The following is a 24,299-nucleotide window of genomic DNA, read 5'->3' as shown; positions in this document are numbered from 1 at the left end:
GGCGCCGGATGATAATGGATCGCAACACGAATGCCTAGCATTGTCCGACAATTAATTACGCTGTAAGGCCCGATCTAGAGCCTTCGTTAATGTTTTAAGGATTATTTTTCGAGTTCAAACTCGACGCTTCCCAGCCGCTCACCGTTCACCAGCACGTGAACCGCATGCTTGCCGGGATAGTGCTTGCGCGTGGTCAATTCACGGATATGTTGGCCACGGCTGATGGCGTGATGTTCTCCGGCACCCAGGGTAAATGCCTTGAGCTTGAACACCTTGGACGCGCTGTGACCGGCGCTTTTCACATAGTCGATGGCGTAGTCGACCACCAGCTTTTGCGACGAATCGGCAGTGGACTCCAGGCTGAAGGACAGGTTGATCCGCTCCCCCAACTTGATCGCCGCCGGCTCGACCTTGAGTTGATGGATCTTCACTTCGGCCCTGGCCCCGGCGCCCATGATCGTCAGCGCCCGGGTGTTGCCTTGCTTGATCAGGCTGCGCAGCGCGTGGCGGGCGATCCACGCCGTGTGGGGGTTATCCAGGGACCAGCCTTCGATCAGGCCCAGCACCCAATCCGGATGGTCCTTGGTGATGTCGTTGAGGTGGTTGGCCACCGACTTGCGCACGTAGAGGCTGCTGTCGGCCTTGAGATTGTCGAGGATCGAAGCGCACAGGTTCGGGTCGGCCTGCACCTCGGCCAGGCGAAACGACCATGGCAGCCGTGGCCGTGAACCTTCGCTGGCGAGGCGTCGTACGTGTTCGTTGTCGTCCAGCGACCACTGTTGCATCACCGCCAGGGTGCGCTTGAAATCCTTCAGCAGAAAATGTCGCACGGCAAACTCGGCAGAGCCAAAGGTGGTGAAATACTTGAGGGCAGCCATGGAACGCTTGAAATCATCGCCGCCGTAGCTGGCAACGTAGTGGGGCAGGAACAGGCTGACAAAGGCGCTGTTCAGCCGAGGGGCAAGGGCATACAGCAACTTCAGGGTTTGCGGATAATCCAGCGGGATCACAGCGTTCAGGCTTTCGCTGACCCGCGCCATGCGCTGCATCACCGACAGGTCTGCCAACCCGGCCTTGGCGTGTTTGAGAAAACCCTTGGCGTCGAACGCCGGGTACACCGCCGTCATTTCGCTGGCGATGTGTTGCAGGCGTTCGGCGTTGAAGATTTCCTTCAGGGCCGGGGCGCTTTGGTCGGTCATGGGCAAGTCCGCGGTTAGCCAGAGATGCCCACGAGGCTAACCATCAGTGCCTAGAGATACCAGCGATATTCCCGCGCATGAATTTCCTGCTGGAACGCCAGGTGGTCCTGGCGTTTGTTTTCGCAATACACGTCGACAAACTCCGCGCCCAGGCCTTCGCGCAACGTCGGCTGATGCTGCATGGCGCGCACCGCCTCCAGCATTTCCAGGGGGAAGTCCGCGCCGCTGTTGCGGTCTTCGTTCAGCGGGGCGATGGGCTCCTTCGCTGCTTCAAGACCATGCTCAAGCCCCACCAGAATCGCCGCCAATACCAGATACGGGTTGGCATCGGCACTCGCCAGGCGATGTTCGATGCGCAGGTTGCGCGGGTCGGATTCAGGAATTCGCACGCACGCGTCACGGTCTTCAAAGCCCCAGCACGCGCGGGTTGCCGCGTTGACCGTGCCACCAAGGCGGCGGAAGGCGTTGTGGTTGGGCGAGAAGATCGGCATGCAGTGCGGCAGCAGTTCCAGGCAACCCGCCACCGCGTGGCGCAACGGTTGCTGCTGGTGGGCCGCCAGCAGGTTATTGCCCGCCGCATCGTACAGGCTGACGTGCACATGCATGCCGCTGCCGGGATGTTGCAGGTAAGGCTTGGCCATGAAGCTGGCGCGGTAGCCGTGCTTGAGGGCCACGCCACGGGTGCTGCGGCAGAACAGGGCGGCCCAGTCGGCGGCGCGCAGGCCGTCTTCCAGGTGGCCGAAATTGATTTCGAACTGGCCGGGGCCGAGTTCGGCGGTGATCACCGTGATGTCGATGCCCTGGGCCTTGGCCGTCTCGACCATATCGTCCAACACCGGCGCAAAGCGTGACAGGCGCTCGATGTGCAAGTTGGGCTGGTCGTCCGCGTCATCACTCAGCGGGTCGCGGGCAAATTGCGGCAGGCCGTCGCTGAGCTTTTTGTCGAACAGGTAGAACTCCAGCTCGAACGCGACCACCGGGTGAATGCCTTTGCGCTGCAGGCGTTCCAGCACCTTGGCCAGTACTTCCCGGGGTTCGAATTCGATGGGCGCTTCGGTGCCGTCGGAGGTAATCAACATCTGCCCCAGCGGCTGCGCCTCCCAGCTCACCGGCTTGAGGGTGCCGGGCACCAGGCGGCGGTTGGCGTCCGGGTCGCCGTCGTGGAAGCAATAGTCGCCGATCTTGAACAGGCCGCCCTGGGCACCCAGCAGCACCGCGTTCTGCGGCAGTTTCAACGGGCTGCCGGCGGCGACCTTTTCCAGCATCTCCACCGGGTAGCGCTTGCCGTAGAAATGCCCGGGAATGTCCAGGGCAATCAGGTCGACGTAGCGCACATCGGGATGGTTCTGGCGAAAGGTCCGGACTTCGGCCAAAAGCGTGGAAGCATGGCTTTTCACGGGTGTTGCTCCTAGTTATAGACCCACAGCACGCGGGCTGGCAGGTCGGTCAGGTTGCCGTAGCGGCAGTGGGCAAAACTGGCCAGGTGGAAGCTGTCGCCGGGGCCCAGGGTGACCGAGTCCGGCTCGCCCTCGACCCACAGCGTCAACTCGCCCTCCAGCACGTAACCGGCCTGTTCGGCACGGTCGCTCATGGTTTGTTCGCCGCTGTTGGCACCGGGGGCCAGCAGGCTGTCGAGGATCGAGAACGCGCCGTGCATGCTCGGCGACACCAGGATGTCGGTGATGCCATTGGCGTAATACACCGTGCGCCGTTCGTTGGGGCGGGTGACCCAGTCCACCGCCTTGGGTTTGGACAGGCTGTAGAAATAGGTGGTGGGCACACCGAGCGCGTGGCTGATGGCTGTGAGGTCGGCCACGGTCGGGCGCGACAGGCCGCGTTCAACCTGGGACAGGAAACCCACGGAACGCTCGATCTTTTGCGCCAGTTGCGCCAGGGTGAGCTTCTTGTGCTTGCGCAGGTCGTGGATCAGGATCGCCAGGGCGTCGAGTTCTTCTTGCTTGTCCATGGGCGCTTCGTGAAATTCTTATCAGGAAATTTCATGAAAAATTACAGGATTAATTTCACGAGGGCAATGGGTATGGAGTTGGCAGAGCATTTACGCCGCCTGGAACAGGAGCTGCACCAATGCACCACCCGTGCAGATGCGGCGCGGTTGTCGGTGCTGCTGGCGGATGATTTCGTCGAATTTGGTGCCAGCGGCAATGTGTGGGGCAGCAAGGCCGAGGTGATCGAGGGGCTGCAGGATGAGGTGTTTTCAGCCCGAAGCGTCAGTGACTTTGCAATGAAGGTGCTGGCCGAAGGCGTGGCGTTGGTGACGTATCGCTGCCAGCGCGCGGCGACGGATGCAAATGCGGCGGGGGAGTCGTTGCGCAGTTCGGTGTGGCGCGAAAGCGGCGGGCAGTGGCAGATGGTGTTTCATCAGGGCACGCCGACACGTCAGCGTGCACCTGTGTAAGCGCCGGCAGGTCAGGCCGTACGCTTGGCCTCGAACCCCGACAGGCTGACATCATCACGATGCCCGAGCAGCTCGGCCACCACCGAGGTCGGCGACTTGTGCTTGTAGGTGTTGTAGTTGTTGACCGAGTCGTGGAAGAGCTGGCGGGTGAACGCGACACGGCTTTCCAGGCTGGCGATTTCTGTGGTGGGTGACGAGGCATTTTGCGCCGCCGCCAATTGTTGTTCGGCCTCCTTGAATTGGCCGAAGGCTTTTTTGCAGCGATCGAGCAGGGCCACCAGTTCCCTGTAGGTGCCGAACACGTAGAGCGCGAGCAAGGTGACAACGGTCACGAAAATGATGATGACGTGGGTACCAGTCATTGGAATTCCTGAGCGGCTGGAAAAAAGAACCAATCTTATCTGATTAATCGCCGGCCCGGTCGCTGGCCGCCCATCCATCTGCCGCTTCCATCACGGCGCTGAATGATTCCACGCCGCTGCGGTCGGAATCTTTACGCGTCATTCATTGAAGGAAGTGCCCATGAAGTCCAAATCCCTTGTTGCCTGCCTGCTGGTTGCCGCGAGCCTGTCCGCCGCGAGTCTCACCGTCCAGGCCGCGGATACCCCGCAAAAAACCGTGCAGCCTTCGAATATCAATACCCGCGACCTCAAGACGGGAGACCGCGCGCCAGACATTCTGATGCGTAAGGAGTCGGCCATTGCCGACTGGAAGAAACGTGGCCTGAAGCAGCCGGAAGAAGACAGCCAGTGGGCTCGAGTGAACGACAAGTACGTATTGCTCAAAACCACCAACGGCACGATTCTCGACATCACGCCCGTTAAAAAATAAAGCGTTCAGCGGGATGGGTGATCACGCTTCATCCCGCTGGATTTGATTTTTGCATAAATGCATAAACCAGCATTTTTTTCTTCTTGTTTTGCGTTAAGGTACGTCCGCTGCGGGCCGCAATGGTCCCTTTACCTTGACCGGAATGAGAGCAGGATGCTTGCCACAATAAGAAATTACCCGCGTACCGTGAACCTGTTGTTGTCGGCCACGCTGATCCTCACCCTGGCCAAGGCCATCACCTTTCCGTACCTGGTGATCTACCTCACCAACCACTTTGCCCTCGACATCAGCCAGGTCGGCCTGGTGATCGGCAGCTCGCTGATCGTCGGCTCGCTGCTGAGTGTCTACGGCGGTTTCCTGGTAGACCGCATCGACAGCTATAGGCTATTGCTCAGCTTGAGTGTGGTGTTTGCCCTGGGGTTTATCGGCACGGTGCTGGCCCGGGAAATCTGGTCGTTCTACAGTTGCCTGATCCTGATCAACCTGGCGTACGCGGTGATCGACATCGCGATCAAGTCCGGGTTTGCCAGCCTGTTGCCGGAAGATGAGCGCAGCGAAGCGTTTTCCATCAAGTACACCCTGACCAATATCGGCTATGCCGTAGGGCCGTTTTTTGGCGCGATGGTGGCCAAGCTCGATATCAGCTTGCCGTTTATCCTGTCGGCGGTCCTGGGCTTCGGTTTTTTCCTGCTGTACTGGCGTTGGGGCGACCGCACGCTGGCCACGGTAGACACCACGCAAAAGCCGGTGTCGTTCCTCGCGGTGGGGCGTGTATTGCTGCGGGATCACCGACTGGTGTGCTTCACCGTCGGCGGCCTGCTCAGTGCCGTGGTGTTCGGCCAGTTCACCGCGTACCTGTCGCAGTACCTGGTGACCACCACTACCGCCGAATACACCTACACCATCATCAGCGCGGTACTCACCACCAACGCGGTGTTGGTGATTGCCCTGCAATACGCGATTGGCCGGCGCATTTCCCACCGCTACCTGAGCCAGTGGCTGATCTTCGGCCTGGGCATGTTCATGCTGGGGGTGATTGGCTTTGCTCTGGCGAGCAACGTGTGGTGGTGGATCCTGGCGATGGCGATTTTCACCGTGGGCGAAATCGTGGTGTTTCCGGCCGAGTACATGTTCATCGACCGCATCGCCCCGGACAACCTGCGGGGCATGTACTACGGGGCGCAAAACCTCTCCAACCTCGGTGCTGCCCTGGGGCCGGTGCTGTGCGGGCTGGTGCTGGCCAACCTGCCGGCCCACTACATGTTCTACATGTTGGCAGCGTTCATTGTCGGGGGAGGGGTGTTCTATTTTATCGGGGCGTCGTTGAAAGCCCGCGACATACTGTAGGAGCACGCTTGCTCGCGAAGGTCGTCAACGATAACGCGCCACGCCTGAATGAACGCGGTGCCTGGGCGTTTTTCGCGAGCAAGCCCGCTCCTACAAAGGGCGCAGCGGCAGGTCATCCAGCCTGAGTTTACCGACGGTGTTGCTCTGCAATTCGTACCGCAACTCTTCGACCATCTTTTCCACTTCCTGCGGGGTCTGCAGCTTGTTGACGCTGATCCCGGTGACCACCAAATCCACCCGGCCGCTTTCGGCGTCGAAGACCTTGAGCGTCAACGACGCGTCACGGCACAGGGTGAATTCGCAGGTCAGGGGCGACAGGGCCTCTTCGATGCAGTTGCGCAGTTGGGAGAGCGTAAACATCAGGGTTCTCCTCAGCGACGACGCAGCAACAGGCCCAGCAGCAGGCCGACACCGGCGACGATCGCAACCGTTGCCAGGGGTTTTTGCTTGGCGAAATCGCCGACGGTGTCCAGCGCGTCACCGTAGGTTTGCTGCAACTGGCCAGCGGCCTGGCGAGCTACACCCTCGGCCTGGAGACGTTCGTCACCGGTCAGATCACCCAGAAAACCTTGAGCCTTGCCGGCCACTTTTTCGACGGCGCCTTTGACTTGTTCGCTTTTCATGATGGATTCCTTAAAGGGCATGACATCTCAACGGCACAGGACCCGAAGCCCTGTGCCCACCCTTCAAGGTTAAGCAGTGCACCCCCGTGCAATAAGGCGAATTTGCACCGGTCGCACTAGTGCATTTGCACTCTATTTCGGCTTTTTAACCCGCAACTCACCGGCAAACAGCCCGCGCTCACGGGCCCACACGATGGCTGCACTACGGCTATGCACCCCCAGTTTGGAGTACACCGTGGCCACATGGTTACGCACGGTGTTGGGTGCCAGTTTCAGGCGCGAAGCGATTTCCTTGTCGGCCAGGCCTTCGCAAATCAACCCCAGTACGTCGCGCTCGCGGGCGGTCAGGTCGGTAAAGGAAATGTTCGGTACATTGGGGCTGTTGACGCTCTTGGCGTTGGCCAGTTTTTCAATCAGCGTCTGGCTGAACCATGAGGCGTCCTGCATCACTTCCTCGATCGCGGCCACCAGTTCCAGCTCGGAGCGCTTGCGTTCGGTGATGTTCATCAGCACCAGCAGGTAGCAGGGCACATCCTGGATACTGACGGTGTCGGCAGACAGCACACAGTCGATCAGCTCATTGCCTTTCTTGCGGATCTTCAGGTCGAGGCCGTCGAGGTTGCCGGCTTTTTCCAGGGTGGTGAACAGTTGCGTGCAGGCCTGGGGGCTGTCGATAAAGTCGATGTCTTCGATGGATTTGCCGATCAGTTCTTCACTGGTATAGCCGGTGATGGTCATGAAGGCTTCGTTGATATCCACCACCTGGCGGTTGGCGGCGTTGCACACCAGGGTCGGCACCGGCGTCAGGCGGAACGACTTGGCGAAGCGTTCCTCGCTCTGACGCAGGGCGGTTTCGGCCTTGCGGCGAGGCTCCAGGTCGGTGAAGGAAAACAGCATGCAGTCTTCCTCATTCATGTCCAGCGGCTGGCCGGCCACGATCACCAGTTTGCTGCCGCCTTCGGGCAGTTTCAGTTCGGCTTGCATCTGTGGAATGGTCGCGCCTTCGCCCAGGCGCTTGACGGCCAGGTCCTTGTTTTCGGCCTGTTCCAGCACGTCCAGTTCATACACCGAGTGGCCGATCACCTGGTCGCGGTTGTAGCCGGTCATCTCCAGGAAGCCCTGGTTGACCTTGATGTAGCGCAGGTCGCTCAGGCGGCAAATCACCGCCGGCGCCGGGTTGGCATTGAAGGTCTTTTCGAAGCGCTGTTCGGCGCTGGCCCATTCGGTGGCGTCGCTCAGGATCAACACCAGCAATTCCGGCTCGCCCGACGCGTCGTCGAGCACCAGGCTGCGCAGGCGATGCACCCAGACTTTTTCCTCGTCGCCGGTGGGGGTGACTTCCACCACCACATCGCTGAACTCTTCACCGTCTGCCACCCGGCTCAGAGGATAATTCTCCAGCACCAACGGGTGGTTGTTGCGATACCGCAAGGCAAAGCGCGCGGCGTATTCCTTGGTGTTGGCACCCAGGTCTTCGACTTTATCCACGCCATGCATCTGCAGCGCGGCTTCATTGGCCCAGAGGATGGTCTGGTCGGCCTCGGCGAGGATCACGCCGTCGGACAAGCCGGAGATGATCTGCTGCAGTTGGCGGCGGTTGGTTTCTTTGGCGAGGACGGCCTGGCTCATGGTTTCTCCTGGGGTAAGTCGCATGGGAAGTACGACACCTGAGGCTCAGGATAGTGCAGAGAAAGTGCCCGGCGCGGGGTGCGAATGCACCAGTGCGCCTAGTGCAATTGTGTCGAGACCGCAGGGCAGGTGCCTCGCCAAACTGGCCACCTACCCACTGTTCAAAGGATTTAACATGACCACTGTCTATGAAACCAACCGTTCGCTGTTTCGTGTGTCCTGGGGCTCGGTATTGGCCGGTAGTGCAATTGCCCTGGTGACCTATCTGGTATTGAGCGTACTTGGCACCGCGATTGGCGCCAGTGCGGTAGACCCGATGGCCGCGGGTAACCCGCTGAGCGGTTTCGGCACCGGTGCCGGGATCTGGCTGTTTGTCTCGACGCTGCTGGCAATCGGTGCCGGTGCATTCGTGGCCGGGCGCACCGCGCCGGATCGCGGCGGCCTGCACGGCGTGCTGAGCTGGACCATCACCACCTTGCTCACCACCTGGCTGCTGGCCGCGCTGGCCACCAGCGTTGTGGGGGCGGCGGGCAATGTCGTCGGCAAGGGCCTGTCGGCTGCCGGCAGCGGGATCGCCGCCGTGGCGCCGGGTATCAGCGACAGCGTCAAGCAGCAACTGAATGAGCAGGGCATCAAGCTGGACTGGAACAGCCTGCAAGGCCAGCTCGACACACTGCTCAAGCAGAGCGGCAAGCCTGAACTGGACCCGGCCAACGTTGAGCAAAAAGCCGATCAAGCCGCTGCGGATGGCAAGCAATCGGCCAACGATGCGGCGACCAACCCAGCCCAGGCCGGTGATGAATTGAAGCAGTGGTTCGAGCGGGTCAAGGCTTCCGGTGAGCCGGCGTTGAACGCGGCGGACAAGCAGGCACTGGTCAACATTGTTGCGGCCCGTACCGGCAAGAGCCAGGCTGAGGCCACCCAGATTGTCGACAACTACGCCCAGGCCTACCAGCAGGCCGTGCAGAAGGTTGACGAACTGAAGCAACAGGCTGAACAGAAAGCCCGTGAAGCCGGTGAAGTCGCGGCCAAGCAACTGTCCCGTGCTGCGTGGAGCACCTTGTTGATGTTGCTGCTGGGCGCAGCGTTGAGCTTCGGCGTGGGTCGCCTGGCGATTTCCACCCGTCGTGTACCGTTGGCCTGATCATGACCTGAGGTGATTTATGTGGCGAGGGAGCTTGCTCCCGCTGGGCGCTGCGAAGCGGCCCCAAAAAAGAGGGGAGCGCTACGCACTGGAGCGCCAGCCCGGTCCAGCGGGAGCAAGCTCCCTCGCCACAATGCTTCGCTGGCACCAAACATGCTAGTGTCAGCACTCCAACATCCACTGGCAGTGCCTGGCGATGCGCGACATCTACAGCGTCTTCAACTCCAACGGCGCCTATGAAACCGGGGCCCATGCCCACGACGAATTCATGCTGATGGTGCCCGAGCACGGCCTGTTGCGTTTCAAGGATGAGGAAAGCGGGCGCACCACCTCGGTGATCGACCGCCAGTTCGTACTGGTGCCGCCGCAATCCAGCCATTCCTCCTCGTCACTCACCGCCAGCCAGGGCCACGTGGCGTTCTACGTCGACCCCGACTACATGCACTACGCCTTGCGTGACCTGTCCGGTGACGCCAACCGCTTGCTGCGCGTGCCCACCCTGGGCATCTGGCAAACCTCCGCGCCGTTGCACCATCTGCTCCTGGCAAAAAAAGCCTTCAGCCAACCCGACCTGTACATCGACCGCTGCCGCCAGGTGGCCCAGGCCGATCACCTGCTGCTGCTCGAATGCCTGGCGATTTCCCTCAGCCAGCCGAGTCTGCAACGCTCATCTACCGAGCGCCACGGCGCCATGCTGGTGCGTGACGTCAAGGCGTACGTGGAAGGCAACCTCGAACATGCGCCGGGGCTGGATGAAATCGCCGAGACGTTTCACATGTCGCGCCGCCATCTGACCCGGCTGTTCGCGCTGCACACCGGCGAGACGGTGCTGGCGTACGTCCAGCGCCTGCGCCTGGAGCGCGCGCAGACGTTGTTGCGGCACACCCGCATGTCGGTGCTGGAGATCGCCAATAACGTCGGCTATGAGTCACCGTCACACCTGGCCCATGTGTTTCGCCGGGTGCTGGGCGTGTCGCCGGATGAGTGGCGCCGCGGCTGATACCGCCTCAACTTTTTTGATGTCCCGATCCCGCGCATGATCCGGCCCGATCCCGTGCGCCGCAAATCCGTCATCCGTTCATCCTCACCCCGTCAACAACAAACAAGTCCGGCCTACCGGACGAGGAGGGGCGGTGAGTGCAAAACCCTTTATCAGCTTCGCAGGGGTGCAAAAAAGCTTCAAAGTCGAGGGCCGCCAGTTTGTGGCCGTGCGCAACGTATCGCTTGAAGTTCAGCGGGGCGAAATCATCACCCTGGTCGGCCCTTCGGGGTGCGGCAAGTCCACCTTGCTCAACATGACCGCCGGGCTCTTCGGCCCCACGGAGGGCCAGGTGCATTACGACGGCGCCGAGGTCAAGGGCGTCAACACCCGTGTCGGCTACATGACCCAGGCCGACCACTTGCTGCCGTGGCGCACCGTGGCCGGCAACATCGCCGTGCCGCTGCAAATCCGCCGCATGCCCAAGGCCCGGATCGACAGTCGCGTCGAGGAGCTGATGGCGCTGGTGGGCCTCACCGGTTTTGGCGAAAGCTACCCCAACCAGCTTTCCGGCGGCATGCGCAAACGCGCGGCCATGGCGCGCTTGATGGCCAGCGACCCGGAAACCCTGCTGATGGACGAACCCTTCGGCGCCCTTGATGCGCAGATGCGCCTGACCCTGCAGACCGAACTCTTGCGCCTGTGCCGCAAGCTCAATAAAACCGTGCTGTTCGTCACCCACGATGTCGACGAGGCCATCGCGCTGGCGGACCGCTGCGTGGTGTTCGCCGGTCGCCCGGGCACCATCGACCATGTGCTCGATATTCCCTTGGGCGGTGAACGCAACCTGGTGCAATTGCGCTCCGACCCACGCTACGTGGGACTCTGCGCCGCCCTCTGGAAACGCCTGGCGCCCGACGTCGCCGGTGCTGCCGATCCCGCCTCATTGGCTCACTCGCTGGAGGTCGTATGATCCAGGTCTATCGCTTGCTGTTCCTGATTTTCCTGCTGGTGTTCTGGGAGTGTGTGTCCCGCTGGTTCGGCGTGGAATTTTTCATCAGCCGGCCTTCGGCGGTGGCGCAAAGCCTGTGGAAAATCCTCATGAACGGGGTGTTCTTCTATCACGCCGGCATCACCACCCTGGAAGCCGTGCTGGGCTTTTTCTTCGGCTCCCTCGCAGGCTTGATCGCCGGTTTGGTGCTGGGCCGCGCCAAGCTGCTGGCGGATATTCTCGACCCGTTCCTGACCGCCTTCTACAGTTTGCCGAAAGTCGCGCTGGCGCCGCTGTTCATCCTCTGGTTCGGCATCGGCTTGCCGATGAAAGTCATCCTGACCGCGGCCGTGGTGTTCTTCCTGGTGTTCCTCAACACCTACAGCGGCGTGCGCAACGTGTCCCGCGAGCAACTGACCATCCTGCGCCTGATGGGCGCCAAGGAGCGCGACCTGCTGACCATGGTGGTCATCCCGTCCGCTTTCACCTGGGTATTCACCGGCCTGCGCCTGTCGGTGCCCTATGCGCTGATCGGCGCGCTGGTGGGCGAGATCATCGCCGCCAACCGGGGCCTGGGCTACCTGCTCTCGGATGCAGCCTCGCAGTTCGATACCGCCGGTGTATTTGCCGCACTGGTGGGCATCATCGCCCTCGCGCTGATCCTGAACACGGCGGTGAAGCTGGCCGAACGCAAGTTGATGCCGTGGAAGGCCAACGAAGCGGAACGTGAAGTTGCGGTTTAACCCCTTATTTTTGTGGAGCTTGATCATGTTCAAACCACTGTTCATCGCCAGCGTTTTACTCGCTTCATGCCTGCCCGCCGCGCAGGCCCGGGACCTGACTAAAGTCACCCTGGCGTTCCCCAGCGAAGGCTTCCTCTATGTGCCGATCTACGTCGCGCAGAAGCAAGGCTACTTCGCCGATGAAGGCCTGAATGTGGACGTCATCGTATTCCAGAAAGGTGGCTCGGCAGCACTCACCGCCGTGCTGGGGCGTGATGCGGATGCATACGTCGGCCTGCCCGCCGTCGCGGTGCGCGCCCGCACCAAAGGCCAGAATGTCCAGGCGTTCGCCGCCGTGCAAACCCAGTTCGGCAGCACCGTGGTGATCGACGGTGCCTCGGCGCAAAAGGCCGGCGTGTCGGCCACCTCATCCCTGGCCGCCCGTGCCCAGGCTCTCAAGGGCTTGAAGATCGGCGTCACCGGCCCTGGCAGCACCACCGACATGCTGGTGCGCTACCTGGCCAAGGATGCGGGGCTCAACCCGGACAAAGACTTCACCATCATGCCCATCGGCGGCGCGCCAAACATGCTCGCGGCGTTTTCCCAGGGCAGCATCAACGGCTTCTCGCTGTCGCCACCCACCATCACCACCGCCGAGAAGCAAGGCGGCTTTGTGTTGATGGACCTGGCCAAGGGCGAATACAAACCCCTGGACGGCTTCCTCTTCACTGCGATGATTGCCCGTGAAGACTGGCTGGCCAGCAACAAGGTCACGGCCGAAAAAATGGTCCGCGCCCTGTGGCGTGCCGAACACCTGATTGCCAGCGACCCGGACAAGGCCCGCGAGTCGGTACGCCCGTATTTCGCCCACACCGACGCCGCCATCTTCAATGCTGCCTGGACCGCTTCGCTGCCGTCCTACCCGGCCACGCCGCGCATCGAGAAAGACGGCGTTGAGAAAAACATTCGCTTCATGAACGCTGTGGAGAGCGACCCGGTCGAACTCGACCCGCAGCAGGTCTACACCAACTCCATCGTCGACGCCGTGGCGCCGACTGTTTCCACCCTTCAGGGAGAGGCGAAATGACGCCCGAGGTTCACCTGGTCAATGTTTTTCCCGCCACCGCCCGTGGCGGCAACCCCGCGCCAACCGTGGCCGTCGCCGATGGCATGAGCGATGCCGACATGCAGCAAGTCGCCCGCGACTATGGCCATGAGTGCGGCTTCGTGTTCGCCGCACCGGTTGGCAGCGAGTTCGATTTTGCCTTGCGCTTCTGGGTGCCCAACCACGAGATGGAAATGTGCGGCCACGCCACCGTGGGAGCGGTGTGGCTGCTGGATCGGTTGGGCATGCTGCACAAGGACCGCCTGACGTTATCGACCCTGAGCGGTCCGGTGGATGCGCGGATCACCGCTGCGGGCACCCCGGATATCCAGGTGGAAATCAGCCAGCCCAAGGGCCAGGTCGAGGCGTTGAACGATGCCGAAGTCGAGGCCGAGATTCTGTCGGTGCTCGGCATCACTTCCAACGAACTGGCACCGCTGCCGATCCAGAACGCTTGCACCAGCCGGGTGAAAACCCTGATCGCGCTGAAAAGCGTGGCGGTACTGGATAGCCTGAAACCGGATTACCGGCGGATGCAGCAACTGTGCGAGCGCATCGGCTCCACCGGTTTGTACCCCTATGCGCCATCGGATCTGGACGGGCGACAATTTGATGCGCGGCAGTTTCCCAAGTCCTCGGGTTACCCGGAAGACGCCGCCACCGGCATCGCGGCTGCCGCGTTGGCGTTTGGCTTGTTGGAGAATGGCCTGGTGACGGCAGATGATCGCCCAGTGCACATCCGCCAGGGCCGGGCCATGGGCCGACCTTCGCAAATCTCCCTGCGGTTTCGCCGGGATGCAGCGGGGCAGGTGCAAGGTTGCTGGCTGGGTGGGCATGTGGAATTTGTCGAGGAACCGGCATGAGCGTGCGCGAAAAACTGCAAGCCCTCGGGCTGGAATTACCCGAGGCGCCGAGCCCCAAGGGAGACTACGTGCCAGTGACGATTCATGGAGGCGTGGCGTATGTCAGCGGGCAGGTTTGTCGGCAGGGTGACAGCGTGATTACCGGGCCGGTGACGGACCAGACCTCTACGGAGTTGGTCAACGAAGCAGGGCGGACCTGTGTGCTGCGGGCCTTGAGCGTGCTGGACCAGGCGGTAGGGCTGGAGAACGTCGAGCGCATCCTGTTCGTTCGCGGGTTTGTGTTTGGCGGGGAAGGTTTCCAGGGCTTCTCCAAGGTTGTCGACGGCGCGTCGCAACTGTTGATTGAGCTGTTTGGCGAGCACGGCCGGCATGCGCGTTCGGCGGTGGGCGTGGCGGGATTACCCAGCAACGGCCTGCTGGAACTGGAACTGACGGCGGTCGTCACTGCCTGAGCCACCCACCAAAATGTGGCGAGGGAGCTTGCTCCCGCTGGGCTGCGCAGCCGCCCCGAAACCGATGATCACAGTGCCTCAGGCATACCGCGTCAACCGGTCCGGGAGCGCTTCGCGCTCCAGCGGGAGCAAGCTCCCTCGCCACATCATCATGAGCTCAACGGAATCGAGGCGACAATTTGAGAAGGGAATGAGCCGCGACTGTAGTTAGCTCGTCACTTTTATTTTTGAGGTCGTTGCCTAACGATGTAAAAGTTGGTTGGTGTCTTATTTTTCTAAAATTCTTGGGCATAGATTACTACTGTTTCGCTTTTGTCAATTATAGAGGAGTCTTTGTATAGTTCTTTTAGCTCGTCGTATGTTAGAGGTTTTGAGCCAATTTTCCCTCTGTTGAACATGTGCTCGAATAGTTCACTAGAAAGTGAGGTTGAACGAATTTTTTCATACTCTAATTTTCCTCTGCTTTCAACTTCTTTAATTTCGCTTCTTAGTTTGTCAATTTTGCATATCGGTAAATGTTCGCCGGAAGAGATTAGCTTTTGATTAGGGTTCTGTAACTTGTCAGTTGGACGCAAAAACGCCGAGCAGTGAGGGAATCTGTAGGGGGCTTCGTTCTCAATATCTTTGCACAATCCTTTGCCGCATGTGAAGCAAGTTAGGCGTTCGAGCTGTTTGTTCAATCTTTCATCAGAAAGGTAGATTTTCTTTCCGTCCCATATTTTGTATTGAACCACTACTACGCTCACAGTTTCTGTTTCGTAGTCGTGGCGCTCATAAATGATGTCCGCACCAGTGATGTGCTCAGGTTGGTCAGGATGTAGAACTCTTAGGCGAAGGTGATTCCCGTCAGGTAACTGAAAATCCTTTTTTCCGATTCCATTGGTCAGTTCTGGTAGCTTTCGGTCAACATTGTAGGCGTCTCTAAATATTAACTTGTTTTCACTATGGCCTAGTGGTGTAAGTTCCTCCCTTGCTTTTTCATACGTTGAAAGTTTTCTTTTAAGTTGATCAGTGTTTTTGAGGTTTTCTTTGTCTCTCTTGGCGAGTGGGAGAAGAGAGTTAAGTTCTTCGATTTCTTGCTCTAAGAGTTCGAGTGCTGTGACTTCTTTGTTGAGCTTTAATGACTGCAATTCGGCTCGTTGACGAAACTCTTTGACGGTATCGCTTTCGCGCTCTCTTCTAAGGAGGCTTTTTTCAGGTCCCAAAAGATCAGGGTAAAGCTGGCCGCCAAATTCAAGGGAGTTATCATATGTTCCTTTCGACATATCTCCCTTTGTTGCAATTTTTATCATGCCTCGAATTGCGTTTAAAGTTATCCATTCTTGGTTGAGTCTTTCAACGTCATTAAAATCTTCCATCGTCACTCGGTATCCCGTAGCTGTCGGCGTTTGTCATTCAAAAAGGTTTTGACTTCATCTGTTGATCAAGCCCGGTCCTGGGCAATATGCCATTATATTTTCATATCCTCGACTCGAATGCTATCGAAGATGGCGGAGAGCGTTATGAGGCGCTTTTCGCCATTTTTTTTTTGCAACAGAGGAATGAGTTAGTGCTGCGGGACAGTAGGATGTGCGATGAGCCTGCGAGCGATTCTTGCTACCGTGTGCCATACATCATTTTTACGTCATGCTTTTTCGATGATTTGAGTTGTGCACTGGGTTCGTATGTTTTGCTTCGCTTTGCGCGACGGATTCAATAGATTACGGCAAGGGTTTTGCCCCTTGCCGTCGCCTTCTAACGAGGCTGCAAACAATCCACCGCCCGGTCAACCATCACGAGTGCCATATCCACCAGATGCATCACTGAAATCACCAAGGTTCGTGACGCTCCATCCAACTGGTCGCCAGCTTGTTGTGCTGTGACTGACGCACAATGCAGCAAGCTACTGGTGTGAGTAAGGGCGCTTTCAAAACTGGTATCAGAGTCAACGGCGAATAGTGCTGGTTCTTTCGTTTTGAGAGACAGGGCAGGGTTCAGGTAATGGTCCAGCGCTCGCATGTACGCGACGTGTTTTGCGGAAAGGTCTGAGCAATCTTCGGAACGGTTAAAAGGTGGATCTGGAACAATCTTGCCCATGGTTCAACTCCTAATCTAAGTTGGAGGGTCACCACCATCGCTACCAAACGATTTTAGGGTGATGGCCGTACGCAGGTTGGTAGACCGGTGATTAGGACCCGGTGCACCCGAAGGTGCCCTACGCACGGCCACCATAACGCAGGGCCGAAAAAAAGCGCCTTGCAGAAGGGGGCGCCTAGCGCCTAATCACATCGTGGTCTACCAAACCAGAGTCACTGAATTGGCAGTGACCGACGGAGACTAGCCATGTGATTTGAGCGGCGCAAGGGGGCAGGATTTTCTAGGAAGCGTCCTGCAAAGGAAAGGGAAATGTCACAGATTTGCGCTTGTTCGGGTGCGCAATTATGAAAGTTCGTCATGCCATATCGGCATCACCCCGGGTGAAGGCGTAAACTGCCGGCTTTTTACGCGCACGACGAGACGGTGAGCTTTTGAACGCAGGAAAAACCGCAGGGCTGTTGCTGCTCACCGCCTTATTGGCGGGATGCGGCACCTCGCCACCCCGCACCCCCAACGACATCTGCGGCATCTTCCGCGAAAAAGACGATTGGTACGACGCCGCCAAGGTGACCCAGGCGCGCTGGGGCGTGCCGATCCAGGTGCCGTTCGCGATCATGTATCAGGAATCGGGCTTCCGGCAGGACGCCAAGACCCCACGCAAGTACCTGCTGTGGATCATCCCCTGGGGTCGTGTGTCTACGGCCTCCGGCTACGCCCAGGCCAAGGACGAAGTGTGGAGCGACTACCAGAAAAGCACCGGACGCTACGGCGCCAGCCGGCAGGACTTTGACGACGCCATCGACTTTGTCGGCTGGTACATGGACAAGACCTACACCATCAACGGCGTATACAAATACGATGCCTACGGCCAGTACCTGAATTACCACGAAGGTTGGGGCGGTTACCGGCAGCGTACCTACGCGAGCAAAGCCTGGCTGATGCCGGTGGCGGGGAAGGTGCAGGCGCGTTCGCAGATGTATGCGGCGCAATATGCGGGCTGCAAGAATGATCTGGGGCGTGGGTTCTGGAGCCGGTTCTGGCATTGGCTGTGACTTTGGATAGCGGGAGAGCACGATGAGCACCGAACTGGAAATCACCGACATCCGCCTCGGCGACGGCAAAACCGTGGTCAAAGGCGCCCTGATCACCACGCAATACACCGGCACTCTGGAAGACGGCACGGTGTTCGACTCCTCATGGGAACGCGGCAAGCCGTTTCAGTGCGTGATCGGCACCGGTCGCGTCATCAAGGGCTGGGACCAGGGGCTGATGGGCATGAAAGTTGGCGGCATTCGCACGTTGTTCGTGCCGGCGCACCTGGCCTACGGCGAGCGCTCGATGGGGGCGCATATCACGCCCAACAGTAATTTGCGGTTTGAGATTGAGTTGCTGGAAGTACTGACGCGGGATGATTGAGGGGCGGTGAACATGGATGTTGTTGAAGCAGGGGAGTTGCCGCGCAGTTCGATAGCGGGCATTCGGGTAGTTGAGCTGACCCTTGAGGGTGAAGCCGAGTTGCAGCGCTTTTTCGAAGCAGCCCCGGAATATTTTCTCGCGGTCAACGGTGAGCCAGCCACACCCACGGAGGCTCGGGATGAGTTGACTCTTGAACTGCCCGACACCTGGAGCTACACGCGGATGTATTGGATTGGCTACCGCAATGCCGAAGGGCAGTTGGTTGCGGTGGTGAATGTGGCGTCGGATCTGTTGGCGGTCGGGGTTTGGCATATCGGGTTGCTGTTGGTGGCCACGCCGTTGCATGGCAGCGGTTTTGCGCGGCAGTTGCATGCCGATTTCCAGGATTGGGTAGTGAGCCTGGGCGCACGCTGGTTGCGGTTGACGGTGGTGGTGGGGAACGTCAAGGCTGAGCGGTTCTGGCCCCGGCTTGGGTATGTTCAGGTGCGGACTCGGGATGGCATCGAGATGGAGCGGCAGGTGAATCGGGTTTCCATTCAGGTGAAGGCGTTGGCGGGTGGGGCGATCAATGAGTATTTGGCGCTGGTGGAGCGTGATCGACCGTCTTCTGCGTAGCAGCTGTCGAGCCTGGGAGAGGCTGCGTTCGGCGACTCGGTGGAGTGTCTGGCTTGATGATCGCAGTGTGGCCGACGCAGCCTCGCTTGGGCTCGACAGCTGCTACGGAGGGGAGAGCTGCGCAGTGGTGCGTACCTGAACCCTCCCTGAAGAACCTGCCCAAACCCATCGGGTAAATTTTCCTACGGTTTACTCTCATTAATTCGGAGCGTAAGCTTCGCGCGTTTTCATCAATAGCGGAGACCCTCAGTGGGTACTTGTTCGAGTGACAGTCGTCGGCCGGTCTCGATAACCGGCACATACTTGGCAAGATAACGCGCATTTTTCCGATGCCGTTGTCTCGCCCAGAAGCGAGAAGCGGCATTTCGATGGCGGCCAGTCCTGGCCCGATTCCGAATTCCCTCTCATCGACGCTTAACAGTACGTGATGCCTTGCATCGCGGTACTGCGGACGCGCCTGTCGTTTGCGACGGGCGGGCCTGTCCTGTCGTGCCCGTGACTCAATCACGGCCCAGGATGGTCGTACCTGGCCGAAGGTTTCCTCGCGTAAGTTTGGCTGGTAATAAATAGGGAAGACGCCTATGCAAGCAATCAACAACATCAACCTCAACTCGCTGATCGACACGCTGGTCAGCCTCACCGCGGCCTTCATTCTCGGTGGCCTGATCGGGTTTGAGCGTCAGTACCGCCAGCGCACGGCGGGGCTGCGCACCAACGTGCTGGTGGCGGTGGGAGCGGCGATTTTCGTCGACATGGCCAACCGCCTGGGCGGCGCCGAAGGGGCGGTGCGGGTCGTGGCCTATGTGGTCTCGGGCATCGGTTTTCTCGGTGCCGGTGTGATCATGCGTGAAGAAGGCAACGTGCGCGGCCTGAATACTGCGGCCACGCTCTGGGCGTCGGCGGCGGTGGGTGCCTGTGCCGGTGCCGACCTGATCCTCGAAGCGCTGCTCGGTACACTGTTTGTGCTGGCGGCCAACACGCTGCTGCGCCCGATCGTCAATAACATCAACCGCCAGCCACTGGACGTGGTGTCGGCCGAGGTGACCAACATTCTGTATGTGGTGGCCCGGCGTACCCAGCAGAAGGCGGTGTTGGCCTTGCTCGAAGCCGAACTTGCTCGCTGCAACTACCCGGCCAGTGATGTGGACGTACGTCCCTTTGGTCCTGAAGAGGTGGAAATCGAGGCGACGCTGGCCGTGACCTCGGTAGACGGTGACGAACTGGATGCGCTGGTGGCCCGTATTTCCACTTCAGCCCTCGTGGTGCAAGCGTTCTGGAGTCCGAGTACCACCGACTAGGCCGCCTTGGCGCCCCCGGGACCGGCTCTTTACTATGCTTGTGGTGAGGAAAAATCCTACATTCAGCTGGGACTATCCCTTCAGTTGTTACGCCGTTCCATTGGTAAGGTTGCGCGCTTGCGACTAGCCAGGCACGCAGGTGCCGCCTACCTAGGGTTATGCGCTGTTCAAATGGAGGGACCCGACTGCTGCTTGTAGGACTGTTCAGTTCCGTTCGTCGGAACTGTCATTTCTCACAGGTAGATAGGTCCCGTGTGATGTGTAACGGTACTGAATCCTCCCAGGGGAGCCTTATGAGCAAAGCTTTAATCGTGGATGACCATCCATTTATCCGCGCAACCGTCCGCTACTTGCTGAAGCAGGAAGGCTTCGACACGATCTTCGAGGCCGGCAACGGCGCCGATGCCATGCAGATTGCCCGGGAGGAGCGCCCCGAGCTGATCATCCTCGACCTGGCGATGCCGAAGCTGGGTGGCCTGGAGGTGATCAGCCGGATCAAGGCGCTGGGCCTGCCGTGCAAGATCCTGGTGCTGACGTCCTACCTGGCGGTGTTTTTTTCCACCCGCTGCATGCGTGCCGGCGCGATGGGGTTTGTCGCCAAGACCGGCGAGCTGGATGAGCTGCAAAAAGCGATCAAGGCCGTGATGTCCAACTACAGCTGCTTTCCGAGCCTGCCCACCAGCTCGGTGCGCCGCGACGATTTGCAATCCACCGAGCAGGACCTGGTGGCAGAGCTTTCCGACCGCGAGCTGACCGTACTGCAGAAGCTGGCGCTGGGGTTGGGTAACAAGGAAATTGCCGAGGACATGTTGCTCAGCCACAAGACCATCAGCACTTATAAAACCCGACTGAAGGAGAAGCTGCGGATGTCGTCGGTGGTGCATTTGTCCAAGTTCGCCCAGCGCAATCATCTGATCTGAAATGATCAACTTTCGGGTCTTGTGGCTCAGCGCAAGTGTGCTGCTGGGCGCGCTCTGCACACAAGGCCTGGCGCTTGGCGAGCCGCGCACCCTGTATCTGTTGGGGCATTCCGTCATTGAAACGCCCGCCGTACGGTTGCATGAAACGCAGTGGAGCTGGCTGCGCGAACGGCGCCGGTTGTTGATGGGGATCTCTGGGCCCGACTACGCACCATTCGAGTTGAGCACCAGCGATGAACTCGAGGGGATTACGGCGGATTACGCGTCGCTGATCGCCGATGCGCTGAACATCACGATAGAAGTGCGCCGCTACGACAATCGCGATGAAGTCATCACCGCGCTCAAGCGTGGCGAGGTGGATTTTGTGGGATCTGCCAACGGCTACGAGGCGGCAGACCCGCAGTTGGTACTCTCGCGCTCCTATGCCATGGATCAACCGACCCTGGTCACCCGCACGGGTGACAGCCAGGGCCTGAGCAGCGACCTGGCCGATAAACGTGTGGCGATGTTTTATCACTACATGCAGCCTGACGCGGTGCAGGCGTTTTACCCCAATGCCCGGATCCAGCTGTTCCCTTCAACCTTCGAGGCCATCGGCGCGGTTGCGTTCGGCCATGCAGATGTTTACCTCGGCGATGCAATCAGCACCAACTACCTGATCAACAGGAACCACCTGAACAACGTCCGCATGGCCGACTTCTCGTCACTTGAGGTCAATCCCTTCGCGTTTGCATTTTCCCGGGACAACGCGCGCTTGCTGTCGATCATCAATGCGGCACTGGCGGTGATCCCGGTCAGCGAGCAGATGGAAATCCTGCGGCGCTGGAGTGCCGGCAACCTGGGGTTCCTGGGGGCGGACCGGCTGCGCTTGAGTGCCAGTGAACAGCGTTGGCTGGACAAGAACCCGAGGATCAAGGTCGCGGTACTCGACAAGTTCCTGCCGGTTTCATTTATCGACAAGCAGGGCGCGTTCGAAGGGTTGAGCGCCGAGGTGCTGGCCCGCATCAGCTTGCGCACGGGATTGAAGTTTGACTTCATTCCCGGCACCTCGATGCTCCGGCAAATCGACAGGGTCAACACCGGTGGTGCAGACATGATCGCGGTGGTCACCCCCAGCGTCGAGCGCACGGACAAGGTACGCATTACCCGGCCTTACCTGACCAATCCGTTTGTGTTGGTCAGTCGCATTGATGACGGCAGCCCCCTTACCCTGGAAGACATGGCCGGCAAGCGCCTGGCGCTGATTGGCAGCAATAGCCTGCAGGAGGGCATCGCCCAGGACTATCCGAGCATCAAGTTCGTGGACGTCGAGAACCCCGAGCACGGCATGGAGCTGGTGGCCGATGGCGGTGCCGATGCCGCCGTCAATACCTTGATCAGCGCCCGCTACATGATTGCCCGCGAGTACCGTGACCGGTTGCGGATCACCAGCACGGTCGGGTCCGAGCCGGCCCGTATAGCCTTTGGCGTCAATCGCAGTCAACTGGAGTTGTATTCGATCCTCGACAAGGCGCTGCTGAGTATTACGCCCCAGGAAATGGACGAATTGGCTGGCCACTGGCGTAGCGAGGTATTGGTTGAAGACAGCTACTGGGCGCGGCACCGCAATGCGATTATTCAAGGTTTCAGCCTGGCGGCGCTGCTGTTGCTGATCACCCTCGGCTGGGCGATTTATCTGCGTCAGCTGATACGCAAGCGCGTCGAGGCCGAACGGGCGCTGAGTGATCAGATGCGCTTTATGGGCGTGCTGATCGACGGCACGCCCCATCCGATTTATGTGCGTGATCGCCTGGGCCGGCTGATGGCGTGCAATAGCGCTTACCTTGATGTGTTCGGTTTCAAGCTGGAGGACGTGACCGGTAAAACCGTGGTCGAGACCGACACCGGCAATCGCCCCCAGGCCGAGTCTTTTCATCAGGATTACCTGCGCTTGATGGAGCGGGGCGAGCCACAGATCCAGGACCGCGTGCTCAAGGTGCCGGGCGGTGCGGTCCTGACCATCTACCACTGGATGCTGCCGTACCGCGACGGTAATGAGCAGGTGGTGGGCATGATCGCCGGCTGGGTGGATGTCAGCGAAAGGCAGCAACTGCTCGGCCAGTTGCAGGAGGCCAAGGAGGATGCCGACGCGGCCAACCGCGCCAAGACCACGTTTCTCGCGACCATGAGCCATGAAATCCGCACGCCCATGAACGCCGTGATCGGCATGATCGAACTGGCCCTGAAAGCCGCCGAGCAGAACCGGGCCGACCGCGATGCGCTGGAGGTGGCCGCCGATGCGTCGCGGGGCATGCTGGAATTGATCGGCGATATCCTCGATATCGCGCGTATAGAATCGGGCCACCTGTCCCTGACCCTCGAGCCTTCGAACCTGCACGAGTTGCTGGCGTCGGTGGCGCGGGTTTTCGAGGGGCTGGCGCGGGCCAGGGGCCTGGTACTGCAGGTGGAGCTCGACCCGCTGATTGATCGGTACGTGCTGGTGGACCCGATGCGCTTCAAGCAAGTGGTGTCGAACCTTTTGAGCAACGCGATCAAGTTCACCCCTCACGGCCGGGTGCGGCTTGGCGCGTCCGGCTCGTCGGCGATTGCCAGCGGCTACTTGAACCTCAGGCTGTGGGTGGAAGACACCGGCATCGGCATCAGTGTCGAAGACCAGAAGCGCCTGTTCAACCCGTTTATCCAGGGCAGCAACAGTGCGCAATCGGCGCGCAGCGGTTCGGGCCTGGGCCTGGTCATCAGCCGCAACCTGTGCGAGATGATGGGGGGACAATTGCAATTGAGCAGCCTGCTGGGGCAGGGCACTCGGGTGGATGTCACCCTGGAGCTGGCAGTCGCCGACAGCACGCTGATGCCGCCCGTACCGGTTGCCGTGGAAACTCCGCCGGCCCACGCGCTGAACATTCTGGTGGTGGATGACTACCCGGCCAACCGGCTGCTGCTGGCCCGGCAACTGAGCTTCCTGGGACACCGGATCACCACCGCCGAAGATGGTGTCGAGGGGCTTGAGTTGTGGCTGTCCGGGCATTTTGACGGGGTGATTACCGACTGCAATATGCCGTTCAAGGACGGTTATGAGTTGGCGCGGGATATCCGCACCCTTGAGGGCGAGCGTGGCCTGGCGCCGTGCCTGTTGCTGGGGTTTACCGCCAACGCCCAGCCCGAGGAAGCCGAGCGCTGCCGGCAGGCGGGCATGGATGGCTGCCTGTTCAAACCCACCGGGCTTGAGGATTTGCATGCGGCCCTGGCGCGGCGCACGGCCACACCTTCGGTGGCGCCCGGCACCACGGATGAGCTGGCGGCAGGCTTTGACTTGAGCCACCTTGAGAAACTGACCGGCGGGGATATCGACGCGGTGAAGGAGCTGCTGGCGCCCTTGCTCGACAGCCTCGAGGCAGACCATGGGCAGCTGGTGAACCTGCAACGCAAGGCAGACTTTGCCGGCCTGCATGACCTGGCCCATCGCACCAAGGGCGGGGCAAAGATGGTCAAGGCCCATGCACTGATGGTTTGCTGCGAGGTATTGGAAAGCGTTTGTGAACGTCAGGCCCGCGACGAATTGGCCAGTGCCGTCGATGGCATGGATGAAGCGCTCTCGCACCTGCACCACGCGCTGTCGGGGTATTGCAATCAGACTTGACCGGTGCGGAGGGGTATTGAGTTGTTTGGGACAACT

The 24,299-nt window shown here is 59.9% G+C and carries 25 protein-coding genes; 16 read left to right on the top strand and 9 right to left on the bottom strand.

From position 1 onward, the window contains the following. Positions 1-101: 101 nt before the first annotated feature. Genes ACIOMR_RS21980 through ACIOMR_RS21970 form a run of 3 tightly spaced genes read right to left on the bottom strand, consistent with a single transcriptional unit; the run spans position 102 to position 3,165 of the window. Positions 102-1,199 carry a DNA alkylation repair protein gene (locus tag ACIOMR_RS21980; protein WP_401196362.1) on the bottom strand — a complete coding sequence of 366 codons (1,098 nt, stop codon included), beginning with the start codon at positions 1,197-1,199 and terminating at the stop codon, positions 102-104. 50 nt (positions 1,200-1,249) lie between these two features. Beyond that, positions 1,250-2,596, bottom strand: a complete 1,347-nt coding sequence (locus ACIOMR_RS21975) for a glutamine synthetase family protein (protein WP_008435874.1) — start codon at positions 2,594-2,596, stop codon at positions 1,250-1,252. Positions 2,597-2,607: 11 nt separating this feature from the next. Further along, positions 2,608-3,165: a helix-turn-helix domain-containing protein gene (locus tag ACIOMR_RS21970; protein ID WP_003211595.1), complete on the bottom strand. Its 558-nt coding sequence runs from the start codon at positions 3,163-3,165 to the stop codon at positions 2,608-2,610. 66 nt (positions 3,166-3,231) lie between these two features. Between ACIOMR_RS21970 and ACIOMR_RS21965 the strand changes: the two genes are divergently transcribed. Further along, a complete protein-coding gene (locus ACIOMR_RS21965; RefSeq protein WP_087694087.1) occupies positions 3,232-3,615 on the top strand; it encodes a DUF4440 domain-containing protein in 384 nt (127 codons plus the stop codon). 11 nt (positions 3,616-3,626) lie between these two features. Here ACIOMR_RS21965 and ACIOMR_RS21960 read toward each other — a convergent pair whose 3' ends face one another. After that, complete coding sequence (locus ACIOMR_RS21960; RefSeq protein WP_401196358.1) at positions 3,627-3,977, bottom strand: LemA family protein; 351 nt, start codon at positions 3,975-3,977, stop codon at positions 3,627-3,629. Between the two features lie 160 nt (positions 3,978-4,137). On the opposite strand from ACIOMR_RS21960, the gene ACIOMR_RS21955 reads away from it, so the two are divergent. Next, positions 4,138-4,446 (top strand): RcnB family protein, encoded by a 309-nt coding sequence (locus ACIOMR_RS21955; protein WP_003211589.1) that lies wholly within the window; start codon positions 4,138-4,140, stop codon positions 4,444-4,446. 153 nt (positions 4,447-4,599) lie between these two features. Continuing rightward, the gene (locus ACIOMR_RS21950) at positions 4,600-5,793 is read left to right on the top strand and encodes an MFS transporter (protein WP_087694085.1); all 1,194 of its coding nucleotides are present in this window, start codon (positions 4,600-4,602) and stop codon (positions 5,791-5,793) included. Between the two features lie 90 nt (positions 5,794-5,883). Here the strand turns inward: ACIOMR_RS21950 and ACIOMR_RS21945 are convergent, their stop codons facing one another. The 3 genes from ACIOMR_RS21945 to ACIOMR_RS21935 all read right to left on the bottom strand — a co-directional run bounded on the left by ACIOMR_RS21945 (position 5,884) and on the right by ACIOMR_RS21935 (position 8,045). Further along, positions 5,884-6,153 (bottom strand): DUF1652 domain-containing protein, encoded by a 270-nt coding sequence (locus ACIOMR_RS21945; protein WP_401196355.1) that lies wholly within the window; start codon positions 6,151-6,153, stop codon positions 5,884-5,886. Between the two features lie 11 nt (positions 6,154-6,164). Continuing rightward, positions 6,165-6,416, bottom strand: coding sequence for a CsbD family protein (locus ACIOMR_RS21940; protein WP_003211583.1), 252 nt, complete (start codon positions 6,414-6,416; stop codon positions 6,165-6,167). 132 nt (positions 6,417-6,548) lie between these two features. Next, a complete protein-coding gene (locus tag ACIOMR_RS21935) occupies positions 6,549-8,045 on the bottom strand; it encodes a PAS domain S-box protein (RefSeq protein WP_087694084.1) in 1,497 nt (498 codons plus the stop codon). A gap of 175 nt (positions 8,046-8,220) precedes the next feature. On the opposite strand from ACIOMR_RS21935, the gene ACIOMR_RS21930 reads away from it, so the two are divergent. The 7 genes from ACIOMR_RS21930 (at position 8,221) to ACIOMR_RS21900 (ending at position 14,301) form a co-directional block, all read left to right on the top strand. Next, the gene (locus ACIOMR_RS21930) at positions 8,221-9,189 is read left to right on the top strand and encodes a hypothetical protein (protein WP_177009748.1); all 969 of its coding nucleotides are present in this window, start codon (positions 8,221-8,223) and stop codon (positions 9,187-9,189) included. Between the two features lie 196 nt (positions 9,190-9,385). Then, entirely contained in the window at positions 9,386-10,189 is an 804-nt protein-coding gene (locus tag ACIOMR_RS21925) for a helix-turn-helix domain-containing protein (protein WP_401196352.1), read from the top strand. A 133-nt stretch (positions 10,190-10,322) separates the two neighbouring features. Beyond that, complete coding sequence (locus ACIOMR_RS21920; protein WP_401196350.1) at positions 10,323-11,141, top strand: ABC transporter ATP-binding protein; 819 nt, start codon at positions 10,323-10,325, stop codon at positions 11,139-11,141. Beyond that, the gene (locus ACIOMR_RS21915) at positions 11,138-11,902 is read left to right on the top strand and encodes an ABC transporter permease (protein ID WP_008435867.1); all 765 of its coding nucleotides are present in this window, start codon (positions 11,138-11,140) and stop codon (positions 11,900-11,902) included. Before ACIOMR_RS21920 ends, ACIOMR_RS21915 begins: the two co-directional genes overlap by 4 nt. Before the next feature lie 25 nt (positions 11,903-11,927). Beyond that, a complete protein-coding gene (locus ACIOMR_RS21910) occupies positions 11,928-12,968 on the top strand; it encodes an ABC transporter substrate-binding protein (protein ID WP_102369372.1) in 1,041 nt (346 codons plus the stop codon). Then, positions 12,965-13,849: a PhzF family phenazine biosynthesis protein gene (locus tag ACIOMR_RS21905; RefSeq protein WP_003211571.1), complete on the top strand. Its 885-nt coding sequence runs from the start codon at positions 12,965-12,967 to the stop codon at positions 13,847-13,849. Before ACIOMR_RS21910 ends, ACIOMR_RS21905 begins: the two co-directional genes overlap by 4 nt. Further along, positions 13,846-14,301, top strand: coding sequence for a RidA family protein (locus ACIOMR_RS21900; protein ID WP_003211568.1), 456 nt, complete (start codon positions 13,846-13,848; stop codon positions 14,299-14,301). Before ACIOMR_RS21905 ends, ACIOMR_RS21900 begins: the two co-directional genes overlap by 4 nt. 275 nt (positions 14,302-14,576) lie before the next feature. Here ACIOMR_RS21900 and ACIOMR_RS21895 read toward each other — a convergent pair whose 3' ends face one another. Beyond that, positions 14,577-15,659: a hypothetical protein gene (locus ACIOMR_RS21895; protein ID WP_401196345.1), complete on the bottom strand. Its 1,083-nt coding sequence runs from the start codon at positions 15,657-15,659 to the stop codon at positions 14,577-14,579. 376 nt (positions 15,660-16,035) lie between these two features. Next, on the bottom strand, positions 16,036-16,377 hold the full coding sequence (locus ACIOMR_RS21890) for a DUF6124 family protein (RefSeq protein ID WP_401196342.1): 342 nt from the start codon (positions 16,375-16,377) through the stop codon (positions 16,036-16,038). 431 nt (positions 16,378-16,808) lie between these two features. Here ACIOMR_RS21890 and ACIOMR_RS21885 point away from each other — a divergent pair, with 431 nt between their 5' ends. From ACIOMR_RS21885 to ACIOMR_RS21860, 6 genes are all read left to right on the top strand, one after another. Next, on the top strand, positions 16,809-17,429 hold the full coding sequence (locus ACIOMR_RS21885; protein WP_023658938.1) for a hypothetical protein: 621 nt from the start codon (positions 16,809-16,811) through the stop codon (positions 17,427-17,429). Between the two features lie 22 nt (positions 17,430-17,451). Next, positions 17,452-17,793, top strand: a complete 342-nt coding sequence (locus ACIOMR_RS21880; protein ID WP_003211564.1) for an FKBP-type peptidyl-prolyl cis-trans isomerase — start codon at positions 17,452-17,454, stop codon at positions 17,791-17,793. A gap of 12 nt (positions 17,794-17,805) precedes the next feature. Then, positions 17,806-18,408: a GNAT family N-acetyltransferase gene (locus ACIOMR_RS21875; RefSeq protein ID WP_401196338.1), complete on the top strand. Its 603-nt coding sequence runs from the start codon at positions 17,806-17,808 to the stop codon at positions 18,406-18,408. A 581-nt stretch (positions 18,409-18,989) separates the two neighbouring features. After that, the gene (locus ACIOMR_RS21870) at positions 18,990-19,706 is read left to right on the top strand and encodes an MgtC/SapB family protein (protein WP_003211562.1); all 717 of its coding nucleotides are present in this window, start codon (positions 18,990-18,992) and stop codon (positions 19,704-19,706) included. A gap of 293 nt (positions 19,707-19,999) precedes the next feature. Further along, positions 20,000-20,626 carry a response regulator transcription factor gene (locus tag ACIOMR_RS21865; RefSeq protein WP_003211560.1) on the top strand — a complete coding sequence of 209 codons (627 nt, stop codon included), beginning with the start codon at positions 20,000-20,002 and terminating at the stop codon, positions 20,624-20,626. A 1-nt stretch (position 20,627) separates the two neighbouring features. Continuing rightward, on the top strand, positions 20,628-24,263 hold the full coding sequence (locus tag ACIOMR_RS21860) for a transporter substrate-binding domain-containing protein (protein WP_401196334.1): 3,636 nt from the start codon (positions 20,628-20,630) through the stop codon (positions 24,261-24,263). Positions 24,264-24,299: the final 36 nt, after the last annotated feature.

Origin of the sequence: Pseudomonas sp. NPDC087814 (assembly GCF_044742865.1) — a bacterium.
In the GTDB taxonomy this organism is placed as follows: domain Bacteria; phylum Pseudomonadota; class Gammaproteobacteria; order Pseudomonadales; family Pseudomonadaceae; genus Aquipseudomonas.
Note: the sequence above shows the minus strand (reverse complement) of the source record. Positions and strands in the feature narration are given on the sequence as shown.